Genomic DNA, 13510 nt, shown 5'->3' with positions numbered 1-13510 from the left:
GTTTCGTAAAACGAATCTAAATTTGAAAACCACAATATTATACATGAGTGTCGGTAGACTGACAAGATATAATCGCATCATCGGCGATTTTAAAATATTTAGTGTATAATTCAAATATGAACTTGTAGCTACTAATTATGTCCCCAGTTCTGCAAGGAGTCAAGTCTATCCTCAATTATTAAGAAAAATTTACATAAGAAGTTGAAAACCCGGTTTCACGTAAATCAGCGGTTGTCCCCTAGGAGGTTTTCTGTTGTTGACGATTACATTATCCATATTCATCCCCTTTTTGGCAGCGATTTTCATCCCATTAATTTATAAACGGATTCATAGCCGACATATCGGCTGGTTTGTAATTATCGTTCCAATCGCTCTTTTCATTTTTTTAGCAAGCTACATCCCTTCCATCGCAAATGGAAGTACCTATATGCATACGATTCGGTGGATAGAGACGGCTGGAATCCATTTTACTACGTATCTCGACGGCCTCAGTTTAATATTCGGCCTTCTCATTACGGGTGTCGGCAGTTTGGTCATCCTATACTCTATATACTATTTGTCTGAACGGGAATCATTAGGGCGCTTTTACGTCTACCTCCTACTATTCATGGGCGCCATGCTTGGTGTCGTTTTGTCAGATAACCTAATGGTACTCTATGTCTTTTGGGAACTGACGAGTATTTCATCCTTCCTGTTGATCGCCTTTTGGTACCACCGGAAAAAATCAAGGTATGGTGCTCAGAAATCCATGCTGATCACAGTATCAGGTGGCATAGCGATGCTTGCCGGATTCATCATGCTACAATCTATGACAGGTTCTTTCAGTGTACGTGACATAGTTGCGACAATTGGCCAATATACGGACGAGCCACTATTTTTAGTGGCGTTACTTCTTGTATTATTGGGCACATTTACTAAGTCCGCACAATTTCCGTTCCATATTTGGCTTCCAGACGCAATGGAGGCACCTACACCGGTCAGCGCTTACTTACACTCAGCGACGATGGTAAAAGCGGGTATTTACTTAGTTGCACGTTTTACTCCCATCTTCGGCGGTGAGGCAATGTGGCTTTACATAGTAAGTGGCGTTGGGGTTTTCACTTTGTTAATAGGTTCACTGAACGCCGTGAAGCAGACGGATTTAAAAGCGTTGCTCGCTTATTCGACAATTAGTCAGTTAGGCTTGGTGATGAGTTTATTTGGCCTCGGGTCCGTGGCACTCCATCATGGATACAGCCCCGACTCGGTGATTTATACGCAAGCGACGTTCGCGGCATTATTCCATCTCATTAACCATTCCACCTTCAAGGGTGCACTCTTTATGGTCGTCGGAATCGTTGACCATGAGCTTGGAACCAGGGATATCCGTAGGTTAGGTGGACTTATGGCATTCATGCCTGTGACCTTCACAATCGCTTTAATCGGAAGTTTCTCGATGGCAGGTCTCCCGCCTTTCAACGGTTTCCTAAGCAAAGAGATGTTCTTTGAAGCATTAGTGAATGCGCGAAACCTTGAAGTTTTCTCAACCGGTACAATGGGTACGTTGGTCCTCGTAGTTGCATGGATTGCAAGTGTATTTACATTTGTCTATAGCATGATTATCGTTTTCCAAACGTTTTTCGGGGAATTCCATCCCGAGCGTGTCGAAAAGCCTATCAACGAAGCATCTAAGGGGATGTTAGTTGCACCTTCCGTTTTGGCAATATTAGTTGTCGGCATCTTTTTCTTCCCAAATGTCATTGGTAACTATTTGTTGCGTCCCGCGATGGCAGCAATTTATCCAACATTTGCGGGTGCAGAAGGCCTGACGCCTCATATAAAGGCATGGCACGGTTTTAATACTGCTTTATGGATGACGATTGGTGTTGTTGTCCTTGGGACTATTCTGTATCGTTTCATGAGATATTGGAAAGGCGTCTATTCGTTCGCTCCGTTTAAATGGAATTTGGATACTGCTTTCAACGCCAGTTTGTCATGGCTTGAAAATGGATCCCGATACTTGACACGGCTTTATATGAAGGGCTATTTGAAAGATTACCTCGTCTATATTTTTGTGTTTTTCGTCCTAACGGTAGGAGGATCTATACTATACACAGGGTCTTACTCTTTCGACTTCTCGGATGACAGTCCCATAGCAATAAATGAATTTCTTATCGTGCTTTCTATGGCCGGGGCGGCGCTTTCAATGCTCTTTGTTAAATCCAGAATGACGGCAATCATTTTAAATGGTGTGCTTGGTTATTCGATTGCCCTTCTCTTCGTCATATTCCGAGCACCGGATCTCGCTTTAACTCAGACAGTTGTTGAAACGGTGACAACAGCCCTGTTCCTGCTTTGCTTCTACTTCCTGCCTGAATGGAAGAAAGAGCGTTCTGCACGTAAGACAAAAATTTCAAATGGCATTATTGCCATTTTAGCGGGGACAATTGTGACGGTGTTAGGCCTTGCAGTGCAAGGTAATAAATTATTCGAGTCAATTTCGGTGTATTTTGAAGATGCCTATCGCCTTGCCGGTGGTAAAAATATCGTCAATACGATATTGGGAGATTTCCGTGCATTTGACACGATGCTTGAAGTCGTCGTTCTTTTCATCGCCGGTATTGGTGTATTCACACTCATTAAATTGAAATCTAAAAAGGAGGAACAGGATATTGAAGATCAATGATGTCATTCTGAAAACAGTGACGAGAATCGTCGCTTTCATCATATTGACGTTCGGCGTTGAACTATTTCTGTCGGGTCATAACAATCCCGGCGGCGGCTTCATCGGCGGTCTCGTCCTGTCCTCCGCATTTGTTTTGCTTTACTTGGTAAACGATATAGAAACCGTGCGCAAAGGCATCCCGTTTGATTTCAAGAAAATTGCAGCAATCGGGGTGCTCCTCGCGGTCGGTTCAGGCGTCGGTTCCGTTCTGTTCGGTAAACATTTTCTGACCCAGGCTTTTAGCCATTTCGATTTGCCGATTTTCGGGGTTACTGAATTGTCGACAGTCATCCTATTCGAAGCTGGGGTTGCTTTAACGGTTGTCGGCGTTGTAGTGACAATCATTTTATCAATAAGTGAGGATGTGTAGCAGATGGAAACTTTAATAACGGTGCTTGTCGGCCTTCTCGTGACCATAGCTGTCTATTTGTTACTATCTCGCAATCTGATTCGCGTCATTTTGGGGACTGCTCTCTTATCACATGCCGCGCATCTTCTTTTGATGACGATGGGCAACGGATTGAAGAAAAAGGAAGCGCCCCGCTGTTAGGTGAGAATGCGGCAAGTTATGTGGACGCATTGCCTCAAGCTCTAATTCTGACTGCGATTGTGATTAGCTTTGCCGTGACGGCATTTTTATTGGTGTTGGCGTATCGTACATATAAAAAGACGGGGACTGACGACCTCTATGCATTGAGAGGGCTTGATGATGAATAATATTTTAGTTATGCCGATGATCATTCCTTTATTGACGGGGATTATCTTGATTTTCTTACGAACTCGCACGAATTCTCAACGTGTTTTCAGTGTTTTATCTATAATTGCAACGATCACTGTAAGCATAGTCATTTTAAATAAAATTCAGCATGAAGGTATTTTACGATTAGATTTCGGTGGTTGGTTACCGCCATATGGCATTTTATTTGTAGCGGATTCGTTTTCCATGTTGCTTGTCATAACGACATCGATCGTGACAGGAATTCTTCTTATTTATGCTTTTTCGTCCATTGGAAAACAACATGAGAGTATGTTTTTTTATCCGTTTATCTTTTTCCTTGTAGCAGGAGTTAACGGTTCATTCCTGACAGGTGATCTATTTAATTTATTCGTTTGTTTCGAAGTCATGTTACTTTCCTCTTATGTGCTCATTACAATGGGCGGCAGGAAGATTCAGCTTGTCGAATCGATCAAATACGTGACGATCAATGTACTTTCCTCATGGTTCTTCTTAATCGGGATTGCTTATTTATACGGAACGGTCGGAACTTTGAATATGGCTCATTTATCTGTCAGGATTGCGGAAGTAGGACAAGGGCCGCTACTAACAGTGATCAGTTTGATGTTCCTAATCGTATTCAGTCTAAAGGCTGGACTGTTGCTTTATTTCTGGCTTCCTAACTCATATAGTGCACCCCCTACCATAGTTGCGGCATTATTCGGTGCTTTGCTCACTAAAGTCGGTATCTATGCTATGTTCCGTATTTTCACACTCATCTTTTATCATGAAACGGTCATTACGCATACTGTAATTGGGATCATGGCCATATTGACGATGATAGGCGGAAGTATCGGTGCACTTGCGTATAACGATATTCGAAAAATTGTTTCGTATAATGTTGTGATTGCCGTCGGTTTCATCTTGGCGGGTCTTGCCATGTCTTCCGAAATTGCGTTCCAGGGTGCTATCTATTATTTAATACATGACATGATTGTGAAAGCTTTGTTATTCCTTATTGCGGGGACGATGATCTATTTGACAGGAAAATCCAAGATTGAAGAGATGAGCGGTCTTATCCGCAACTATCCTATGCTTGGTTGGCTGTTTTTCATCACGATGCTATCATTGACGGGTATTCCTCCGTTAAGTGGATTCATCGGCAAAGTGTACTTAGGACAAGGGGCGATTGAAACAGGGTCCTATCTGTTGTTGGCAGTGGCCTTTATGTCTGGTATTTTCGTTCTATACTCATTACTGCGCATCTTCCTGAATTGCTTCTGGGGTGAGACGATTATTAATGAGGATGACGATGTACCATTAAAAAAAGGGATGCTCATTCCATGTGTCCTCCTCGCAATCATGACAGTTGCAATCGGGATTGGGGTCGAAGGTCTTGCCCCCTATGTCAGTGATGCTGCACGTACACTTATGAATCCTGATATCTATATAGAAGCTGTATTACAAGGAAATCGTTAAGCGGAAAGTTGAGGTGGAGTTTGATGCCAGCCCAGTTATTACTGAACCTGTTCATCGCTTTTTTATGGATGACGTTAATGGATGAAGATGAATTGAAGTTCACGACTTTCTTTGCCGGTTTCCTTGTCGGAATTGGAATTATCTTTTTCATGCACCGCTTTTTCGGCACACAATTTTATTTGCGGCGGTTAGTTAAAACAATTAAATTACTTTTCATTTTCATATCTGAATTGACGCAGTCGAGCATCGTTGTCTTGGACAGATTTTAAGTCCCAAATTGAAAATCAAGCCGGGAATCTTTAAATACGAGACAGTCCTGAAAAGTGATGTAGAAGTGACGATGCTATCCCTTCTTCTCACGTTGACTCCGGGTTCGGTCGTGATGGAAGTGTCTCCTGAAGGCGATACGCTGTATATCCATGCGATGGATGTTGAGGAGTCCAGGGCAGGTTTGATCAAACAGCTAAAGAACTTTGAAAAAGCGATCATGGAGGTGACACGATGATTGAAATGATGCTGACGGTGTCACTAATTCTATTTTCTATCACTATTTCCATTGCAATCATTCGGATCGTTCTTGGCCCTTCGATGCCTGACCGTGTCCTTGCACTTGATATGATTGGTGTGAATTTGATCGCAACGATTGCGGTTGTCTCGATCATATTGAAGACAAAGGCCTTTTTGGAGGTCATTTTGATATTAGGTATTCTTTCATTCATTGGAACGATCGCCTTTTCGAGAGCAATTGAAAGGGGGGTCATCGTTGAGCGTAAACGTGATCGGTGAATTTATAGGGGCGCTATTGATATTAATGGGCGGGATTGCGAGTGTGATTAGTGTGTTCGGGCTTATTCGATTGCCGGATGTGTATACGCGCTCGCATGCTGCGACAAAGAGCTCGACTCTCGCTGTATTGCTAACACTTTCTGGAACGTTTTTGTATTTTTTGTTCCGTGAGCAATTTGTTAGCGTACGTGTCCTTCTTGGAATTGTTTTCGTTTTTCTTACGGCTCCGGTGGCAGGCCATTTACTTGTGAGGGCTGCTTATCGTTCGAAGGTGGAGTTGGCGGATATTTCGACTGAGGATGCTTTGAAGGAAGTTTTGTATAAGGATGAACTAAAAAACGACGGTGTTAGCGATAAAAGCTAACACCGTCGTTTTTTCATTAGATAAGCAGTACTGTTGATTTACGCTTCAGGCGGACGCTTTCCGCGGGCATGGCTTCAGCCAATCGAACCACGAAGAGTTCGATTTGCCGTATTTCTGCGTTTTTTTGCAGAAATTAAGGCATCCGTTTTGGCATTCCTGCTCCCTTAGGGTCGCAATAAACATTGCTCGCAACGCTGCACTTTTGCTCGCAAACGCCGTCCTTCGTTACGGCGTTCGCTGGAGTCGCCGCCCTACGCTTCAATCAACGGAGACGTCTTTTACCTACTACGTTTTTCAAAAGTTACGTGAAAATGATTAGATCCTTCAAATTTCACAGTTGTCGTCTGTGCAGAGGCCTTGGCCTTCTTTGCCTAGTACTTTCAACTGGGGTTGGATTCCTTCTTCTGCCGCTACTTTTCGTAATGCTTCTTCGAAAGCTTGCGCTGGTTGCGCACCTGAGATTGCGTATTTACGGTTGATGACAAAGAATGGCACGCCTTGAACACCGATTTGTCCAGCTTCGCCAATGTCTTTCTTCACTTCATTGGAGAACTCATCAGATTGAAGCATTTGTTGAACCCGGTCTTTTGAAATACCTACTTCTTCCGCAATGGCTACCAATGTAGACTCGTCACCAAGGGCCTCTCCTTTGACGAAATGACCTTCCAGCAGGCGTTCAGATACAGCGTCGGCTTTGCCTTCCTGCTCCGCTAACTTTGCAAGGCGATGAGCATTATATGTGTTTGCCACTTTCATGCCTTCGACGTCATAATTCAGTCCCACCGTCTTGGCCTGCTCCGCGACATTTGCCATCATCCGCTCTGCTTCTGTTTGGCTGATTCCAAATTTCTTTGTCAAGCCTTCGACTGCTGAACCGTTTGCTGAAACAGGCGTATTCGGGTCCAACTGGAATGCCTTAAAGACCACTTCAGTTTGACCCGTTAAGTTTGTAGACTCTATTGCTTCTTCCAATCTTCTTTTTCCAATATAGCAAAACGGGCAAACATAATCTGACCAGACTTCAATTTTCATGATTAACAACCACCTTTCCTTTCTTATTTTAGAATTCATTTAAACTGGCAACAATGAATATGCCTGCTTATGCTGTTATTGAAGAATCTATTGGAGGACTGAGCATGAATAATTCACTTTGGCTTAAAACTGCCTATCCGCGGAATTCCTACCCCGCTTTAAATAAGGATATATCGTGCGATGTCTGCATAATCGGTGGAGGATTAAGTGGAATCGCAAATGCCTACTTCTTGGCGAAAGAAGGAGTAGACGTCGTTTTATTGGAAAAGGATGAGATTCTTGCTGGAGCGACAGGCAATTCAACTGGCAAACTGACATTACAGCATGACCTTGTTTATGCTGATCTAATTAAAAAATTCGGACGGGATAATGCCAAGATTTATTTTGAAGCTAACCGTGAAGCTGTATTATTCGGAAAGAGCTTTGCCATAGGTGATGAACTTTGGGATGCAAATTCAGTACTTTTTTCCCAATCGAAGTATGGAACAGAGCTGCTTCGGAAAGAGAAATTGGCCTATGATGAGATTGGCATAGCAGCCGAATTGGGAAGGGATAGTGAACTACCGCTGAAAACTGAGGCTACGCTTACGATTAAAGATGAGGCTCAAATTCATCCTGTTCGATTTGGACAGCATTTGGCCCAACTAGCAGTTAAAGCAGGTGCCCGGATATTCGAGAAAACGAATATCCGCTTAATGGATTTGAGAAAAAGGCTTCTATATACAAACTCTAATAATGAAATACAATTTAACAAACTTATATTGTGTACACATTATCCAATAGAGGCTTTACGCGGATTGCAAATCCTTAAGTTGTCCGTAGGGAGATCATACTTAGTATCCACTTATGCCAATATGCCATTGCAGGGACAATATATTTCGGTTGATGCACCGAAACGTTCAGCACGGACTGCCTTCATCGATGGACAAGCCCATTTCCTTTTATCTGGGGAGGGACATCGTGCAGGTGTTGAAAAGGAGACGCAAATACATTACCGTACTTTGGACTCGGAATTAAAATACATTTATCAACTTGACCCAATGCAGGAAAAATGGTCTGCGCAGGACCCTTCGACCCCTGACCTTATTCCATATGCTGGTCCCATTTCGAAAAGTATGCCTTATGTCTACATGAATACTGGTTTTAGAAAATGGGGGCTGTCGAATTCACTTGTTTGCGCAAGAATCATCAGCGATCAGATTATCGGCAGGGAAAACAAAGCAAGCTCCCTCTATGCTCCAGACCGAACTGGATTCGGCTCCTTTCTCATACAAGCTTTAAAGAATTCCGGTCTTGTTCTAAGGGAATTTTCGGGCGGGCATATCAAGAGAAAGGATTCGCCGATTTGCACGCATATGGGGTGTAGAACGAGGTGGAATGAGGCTGACGAGACGTGGGATTGTCCATGCCACGGATCCCGTTTCAGAAAGGATGGGTCCGTCCTTGAAGGACCAGCAACGAAACCGCTCGATTTGGGATAGGAACCTCCACTGTTATTCGGTATACTGTCCAAAAGGGGTGAAGTACATGTCATTGCGGAAAATCATACGGAAACAGGAAACGGTTGATGAGCGCTACCCGTTCAGTTTGGATCTTATACGTAATTTCAATACACTCGTCCTTGAATCGCCCGTCACAATTATTGCAGGCGATAATGGCAGTGGAAAGACGACATTTCTTGAAGGGATTGCCGCTGCTGCTGGAAGCATCCTAATTAGCGGTGAGCATATGGAAAAGGATCATTCGCTCTCTCCTGCTTTCGATCTGGCAGATGATTTGAAACTCGTTTGGGATGTAAAAACGAAGAATGGTTTCTTTTTCAGAGCTTCCGATTATATTACGTATACGCGAAGCCTTGCGATCATGCGGGAAGAGGCATGGTCAAAAATGGAGGAAATCAAACAGCGTGACCCTAACAGCTTGGAAATCCTACCCTATGCAAGAACATATTATGAACTGAAAAATTTATACGGGGATGGCCTCGAAAAAAGATCCCATGGTGAAAGTTTTTTCGACTTATTCCAAGCCAGATTCCGCCCAGGCGGTTTTTACATACTTGATGAGCCCGAGGCGCCCTCCCCGCAAAACCAATTGTCGCTTCTTGCGATGATTCACGATATGACGAAGGAAGGCGCCAAATTCCTTATTTCGACGCATTCCCCAATTTTCATGGCGTATCCAGACGCAGATTTATATGAAATTCGGGATGGTGTCCTTATGCAATCTAATTTCGAAGAGATGACTCATGTCCAGTTGACACGGGATTTCCTGAACGCCCCGGATCGATATTTACGTCATTTATTTGATTGAAAAAGAAGCAGAGGGGAATTGCACCTTCCCTCTGCTTCTTTTTATTTGAAGATTATTACTTCAGCGCTTCAGTCAATACTGGAACGATTTGTTTCTTTCTTGAAACAACGCCTTTAAGGACAGCCGTATTATTCGTCAATGCTACATTGAACGCAGCACAAGCACGTTCAGCTGCCTTACCGAGTACAATAACAGTCGAATCATTGTTTAGAATATCCGTTACTGCGAATAGGAATAGGTCCAACCCTTTTTCTTCAATAATACTGTTCAATAGAACTTCAAGCTCCGCCTGACGGCTCATGACGTCATTGACATCAATGGCATTCACTTGTGCGATTTCAACTTTCGCCGCGCCCATCGTGAACTCTTTCGCATCTAACGAAACAAGCTCTTCCAACGACTTCCCGCTCAAGTCAGCACCCGCCTTCAACATTTCAAGGCCGTACACTTCGGCGTCAATATCTGCAATAGCAGCCAACTCTTCAGCTGCCGCACGATCCTGTTCTGTGAACGTTGGGGATTTGAATAAAAGTGAATCGGAAATGATTGCTGAAAGCATAAGCCCTGCGATGTTCTTTGGAATTTCGACACCATGTTCTTTGTACAATTTATTCAAAATCGTAGCTGTACAGCCAACCGGTTCTGCACGGTAATACAGCGGATCCGCCGTTTGGAAATTGGCGATTCGGTGATGATCGACAACTTCAATAACTTGTACATCATCTAAATCATCGACGCTTTGCTGTTTTTCGTTATGGTCAACAAGAATGACCTGCTGTGCATCAGGCGCAGCTTTTTCAATCAAGCGCGGTGCCTCAAAACCGAACTGACTTAACGCATACGCTGTTTCGCCTGAAATAGAGCCCAGACGAACTGCCTCCGCATCCATTCCAAGTTGTTGTTTCAAATAAGCCAAGCTGATCGCCGCCGTAATGGAATCGGTGTCAGGGTTTTTATGTCCAAATACTAATACTTTTCCCATTTAAATCCTCCTACTTATATAGATTCGTTCTTATTCTATCATAAAGGTTTGCCGAACAATAACGCGGCAAGCTCATCTTTATTCACAATAAAATCTGCAATTGAATACTTGTCTAAAACTGCGAAATAGGCGACAAGTGCTTCTTGCAGTGCACCTTTAAGCCGGCAAACAGGCGAAAGTATGCATTGATTCCCATCTGAACTAAAACATTCCACCAGATAAAAGTCATCCTCCGTCTTTCGAACGAGTTCACCTACATTAATCTCTTCAGGTTTCAACTTCATGCGGATACCGCCTCCGCGTCCGCGTACTGTTTCAATTAGTCCCATCTTCCCCAATTCATGGACGACTTTCGTTAGATGGTTTTTTGAAATCTGATACTGGTCAGAGATCTCTTGAATGGTTGATAACTCGTTCTGTTCCTTTGCTCCAAGGTATATTAGTACGCGTAATGAAAAATCTGTATATAAAGTTAACCGCATAATTCCACCGCCATTCTCCATCCTATTATAACGATTATGTCCGTATCGTGAAAGAAATGTGTCTAAAATCTAACATAAATACTTAAGATGTATTACTGATATAGCTTTAAGACGATTAATCGTTTATTGTGGAAATAATAATACATGAAGGGTTGTGCATTCAATGTTATCACAAGAAACAATTGACATCGTAAAATCCACAGTACCAGTACTTGAACAACATGGAAAAACAATTACAACCGTTTTTTATAAAAATATGTTCGCTGCTCATCCTGAGCTTTTAAACGTTTTCAACCATGCGAACCAATCAAAAGGTCGCCAACAAACTGCCCTTGCCAACACGGTTTACGCAGCTGCAGCTCATATCGACAACTTAGGTGCAATCATTCCTGCAGTTGTTCAAATCGCGCATAAGCACCGCTCTTTAGGCATCCAAAAAGAACATTATCCAATCGTTGGGTACCATCTTCTTGGAGCGATCAAAGAAGTTCTTGGTGACGCGGCAACTCCTGAAATAATTGCGGCTTGGGGCGAAGCGTACCAAGTTATCGCAGATGCATTTATCGGCATTGAAAAAGAAATGTACGATGAAGCAGAGGAAGCTGAAGGCGGCTGGAGAACATTTAAGGAATTTGAACTTGTTGAAAAGGTTCCGGAAAGCGAAGTCATTACTTCCTTCTATTTCAAACCTGTTGATGGCAAAAAATTACCAACTTACAAACCAGGTCAATACATTACTGTGCGCTTCCAAATCCCTGGGGACGAACATACAATTAACCGTCAATATAGCTTGTCAAAAGCACCAGGCAACGATACATTACGTATTTCTATAAAACGCGAGGACGAGTGCAATCCGAACGGTAAGGCTTCCGTCTACCTGCATAGGAGCCTGAATGTCGGTGACAAAATCGAAATCAGTGCACCTGCGGGAGATTTCTATCTGGATACAGAAAGCACAACACCAATCGCATTGATCAGCGGTGGTGTTGGTATCACGCCTATGATGGCTATGTACCAAACAATCGCGAAAACAACACCTGAACGCCCGGTTGCATTCCTGCATTCGGCTCGTACACGCGGTCACCAAGCGTTCCACAAAGAGTTGCACGCGATGACTGAATCACTTCCAAATGCAAAATACGAAGTGCTTTATTCTGAAGAAGGTGACGGATTCATCAACCGTGAATTCCTTGCGAAGCATGTATCTGAAGGCAGCGACATTTATGTCTGTGGTCCAACTCCGTTCATGCAAGCGGTTATCTCAGCATTGGTTGCGAACGGTGTAACTGAAGATAAGATCCACTTCGAATTCTTCGGACCAGCTGAAGAATTGCAATGGGAACTGGCGACTAATTAAATGCTGAAGCGACCGGTTAGACGCGTCAGGCATAAGGCAGACATGCGAAGCAGCGTCATTTGTCGCACAGCAGGCCTGACTTATGACCCGCGTCTGGTCGCACAGGCAAAAGGGGCTCCTCCACGGGGCCCCTTTTTTTATCGTCTAACTTTTTTCGGCATTCTAAATGAAGTAAAGATCAATATGACTGATAGGAGTAATCCCAAATAGCCGATCCATGGGTAGAAGTATGCGACAAGTAGTTTAAAGCGTAGGAAGCTTAGACCGAAACCGATGAGTAAAGTGATGAATACGAACATCTTGAAATTCCTTGTTCCAACCTTTGTAAAACGTGCTCCAAATGCATAGAACATGCTAACAGCAGTATTGAAAATCATCCCATATAGAATGAATGCCATGAATACGGCAAGGATCGGTGAGATTTCATTGATGATTGCCAACATCGGCAAATCTACATCAGCGATCGTCTCCACTTTCGAGAAAATTGCCAAATGGCTAAGGAGAATCAAGATTCCTAAACCGAAGCCTCCGACAAGCCCACCTAAAGCGGCGGTCCTCTCATTCTTCTCCTCCCCACCCATCACCAATGACATGGAAGCACCTACTGCTATGTTAAACGACACGTAATTGATGGCAGAGATGAACCAGTTCGGCAATGTAGTTGGAACTTCATTAGCCAAAATATTAAGTGAAGCAAAAGGCTGATCCATCGTCATTAGACAATAGACCGAAACAACGATGATAGATAGGATAAGAAACGGGGTAATACTACCGATAATAGCAACCACTTCATCAACGTTCATGAGAATTGAAATGAAAATCAATGCAACCATTAACAGGCTTCCTATAACAGGAGGCACACCGAATTGTTGCGCTAAATTGGAACCCGCCCCGGCAATCATAACGACACCGACACCAAACAAAGTGAAAATGATTATATAATCAATGAGGATGCCCAAAAAACGTCCGCTAATTTTATAAATGACTTCCTTATGCGAAGTTGCGCGCATCCTGCTACCTAACCTCATAAGCACCATTCCTAAATATGCAAACAAAGCTGTGGATAATATGGCAGCTGCTATCCCCATCATTCCGAAGCTTGTAAAGTATTGAAGAATCTCCTGCCCCGATGCAAAACCCGCACCTACGATAATTCCTATAAATGCGCTACCTATTTTAAGTACCTTTTTCAAAAATGAACTATCCCCCTTATGTTCAACAACTTGTTATTAAGTTATGTATGTATGGACAAGGTCATTCTTCATGGCAGTAATAAAAGAACAGAGAGGGGGGGAATCT

General features: G+C 43.2%; 12 protein-coding genes and 2 pseudogenes. 10 read left to right on the top strand and 4 right to left on the bottom strand.

Annotated elements, in window-relative coordinates:
* Nucleotides 1-253 precede the first annotated feature (253 nt).
* From QNH10_RS05295 to QNH10_RS05265, 7 genes and pseudogenes are all read left to right on the top strand, one after another.
* Nucleotides 254-2665 (top strand): Na+/H+ antiporter subunit A, encoded by a 2412-nt coding sequence (locus tag QNH10_RS05295; RefSeq protein ID WP_283733793.1) that lies wholly within the window; start codon nucleotides 254-256, stop codon nucleotides 2663-2665.
* Complete coding sequence (locus QNH10_RS05290) at nucleotides 2652-3074, top strand: Na(+)/H(+) antiporter subunit B (protein ID WP_283733792.1); 423 nt, start codon at nucleotides 2652-2654, stop codon at nucleotides 3072-3074. Before QNH10_RS05295 ends, QNH10_RS05290 begins: the two co-directional genes overlap by 14 nt.
* Before the next feature lie 3 nt (nucleotides 3075-3077).
* A pseudogene (locus QNH10_RS05285) lies at nucleotides 3078-3421 on the top strand (Na(+)/H(+) antiporter subunit C).
* Nucleotides 3414-4898 (top strand): Na+/H+ antiporter subunit D, encoded by a 1485-nt coding sequence (locus tag QNH10_RS05280; RefSeq protein WP_283734568.1) that lies wholly within the window; start codon nucleotides 3414-3416, stop codon nucleotides 4896-4898. The pseudogene QNH10_RS05285 and the gene QNH10_RS05280 overlap by 8 nt, the downstream one beginning before the upstream one ends.
* A gap of 23 nt (nucleotides 4899-4921) precedes the next feature.
* Nucleotides 4922-5403 (top strand): annotated as a pseudogene (locus QNH10_RS05275) (Na+/H+ antiporter subunit E).
* Complete coding sequence (locus QNH10_RS05270; protein WP_283733791.1) at nucleotides 5400-5684, top strand: Na(+)/H(+) antiporter subunit F1; 285 nt, start codon at nucleotides 5400-5402, stop codon at nucleotides 5682-5684. Before QNH10_RS05275 ends, QNH10_RS05270 begins: the two are co-directional and overlap by 4 nt.
* Complete coding sequence (locus tag QNH10_RS05265; protein ID WP_283733790.1) at nucleotides 5662-6048, top strand: Na+/H+ antiporter subunit G; 387 nt, start codon at nucleotides 5662-5664, stop codon at nucleotides 6046-6048. Before QNH10_RS05270 ends, QNH10_RS05265 begins: the two co-directional genes overlap by 23 nt.
* A gap of 324 nt (nucleotides 6049-6372) precedes the next feature.
* On the opposite strand, the gene QNH10_RS05260 is transcribed toward QNH10_RS05265, so the two are convergent.
* Entirely contained in the window at nucleotides 6373-7080 is a 708-nt protein-coding gene (locus QNH10_RS05260; protein ID WP_283733789.1) for a DsbA family oxidoreductase, read from the bottom strand.
* A gap of 104 nt (nucleotides 7081-7184) precedes the next feature.
* Here QNH10_RS05260 and QNH10_RS05255 point away from each other — a divergent pair, with 104 nt between their 5' ends.
* Together QNH10_RS05255 and QNH10_RS05250 are read left to right on the top strand one after the other, a co-directional pair.
* A complete protein-coding gene (locus QNH10_RS05255) occupies nucleotides 7185-8561 on the top strand; it encodes an FAD-dependent oxidoreductase (RefSeq protein ID WP_283733788.1) in 1377 nt (458 codons plus the stop codon).
* 46 nt (nucleotides 8562-8607) lie between these two features.
* Nucleotides 8608-9390, top strand: a complete 783-nt coding sequence (locus tag QNH10_RS05250; RefSeq protein ID WP_283733787.1) for an AAA family ATPase — start codon at nucleotides 8608-8610, stop codon at nucleotides 9388-9390.
* Nucleotides 9391-9445: 55 nt separating this feature from the next.
* Here the strand turns inward: QNH10_RS05250 and QNH10_RS05245 are convergent, their stop codons facing one another.
* Nucleotides 9446-10372, bottom strand: a complete 927-nt coding sequence (locus tag QNH10_RS05245) for a manganese-dependent inorganic pyrophosphatase (protein WP_283733786.1) — start codon at nucleotides 10370-10372, stop codon at nucleotides 9446-9448.
* A 38-nt stretch (nucleotides 10373-10410) separates the two neighbouring features.
* On the bottom strand, nucleotides 10411-10854 hold the full coding sequence (locus QNH10_RS05240) for an RrF2 family transcriptional regulator (RefSeq protein ID WP_283733785.1): 444 nt from the start codon (nucleotides 10852-10854) through the stop codon (nucleotides 10411-10413).
* Nucleotides 10855-11017: 163 nt separating this feature from the next.
* Here QNH10_RS05240 and hmpA point away from each other — a divergent pair, with 163 nt between their 5' ends.
* Complete coding sequence (gene hmpA / locus QNH10_RS05235) at nucleotides 11018-12211, top strand: NO-inducible flavohemoprotein (RefSeq protein WP_283733784.1); 1194 nt, start codon at nucleotides 11018-11020, stop codon at nucleotides 12209-12211.
* 137 nt (nucleotides 12212-12348) lie between these two features.
* On the opposite strand, the gene QNH10_RS05230 is transcribed toward hmpA, so the two are convergent.
* Complete coding sequence (locus QNH10_RS05230) at nucleotides 12349-13404, bottom strand: YkvI family membrane protein (protein WP_283733783.1); 1056 nt, start codon at nucleotides 13402-13404, stop codon at nucleotides 12349-12351.
* Nucleotides 13405-13510 lie beyond the last annotated feature (106 nt).

The organism is Sporosarcina thermotolerans, assembly GCF_030067815.1.
Lineage (GTDB): Bacteria > Bacillota > Bacilli > Bacillales_A > Planococcaceae > Sporosarcina > Sporosarcina thermotolerans.
The sequence above is the reverse complement of the archived record's forward strand: the minus strand, read 5'-3'. Positions and strand labels throughout refer to the sequence as shown.

What these genes read in the sequence shown, in the direction of transcription:
- QNH10_RS05255 (WP_283733788.1), top strand. Translation starts at nt 7,185, where the DNA reads ATGAATAATTCACTTTGGCTTAAAACTGCCTATCCGCGGAATTCCTAC.
- QNH10_RS05245 (WP_283733786.1), bottom strand. Translation starts at nt 10,372, where the DNA reads ATGGGAAAAGTATTAGTATTTGGACATAAAAACCCTGACACCGATTCC.
- QNH10_RS05270 (WP_283733791.1), top strand. Translation starts at nt 5,400, where the DNA reads ATGATTGAAATGATGCTGACGGTGTCACTAATTCTATTTTCTATCACT.
- hmpA (WP_283733784.1), top strand. Translation starts at nt 11,018, where the DNA reads ATGTTATCACAAGAAACAATTGACATCGTAAAATCCACAGTACCAGTA.
- QNH10_RS05260 (WP_283733789.1), bottom strand. Translation starts at nt 7,080, where the DNA reads ATGAAAATTGAAGTCTGGTCAGATTATGTTTGCCCGTTTTGCTATATT.
- QNH10_RS05280 (WP_283734568.1), top strand. Translation starts at nt 3,414, where the DNA reads ATGAATAATATTTTAGTTATGCCGATGATCATTCCTTTATTGACGGGG.
- QNH10_RS05240 (WP_283733785.1), bottom strand. Translation starts at nt 10,854, where the DNA reads ATGCGGTTAACTTTATATACAGATTTTTCATTACGCGTACTAATATAC.
- QNH10_RS05250 (WP_283733787.1), top strand. Translation starts at nt 8,608, where the DNA reads ATGTCATTGCGGAAAATCATACGGAAACAGGAAACGGTTGATGAGCGC.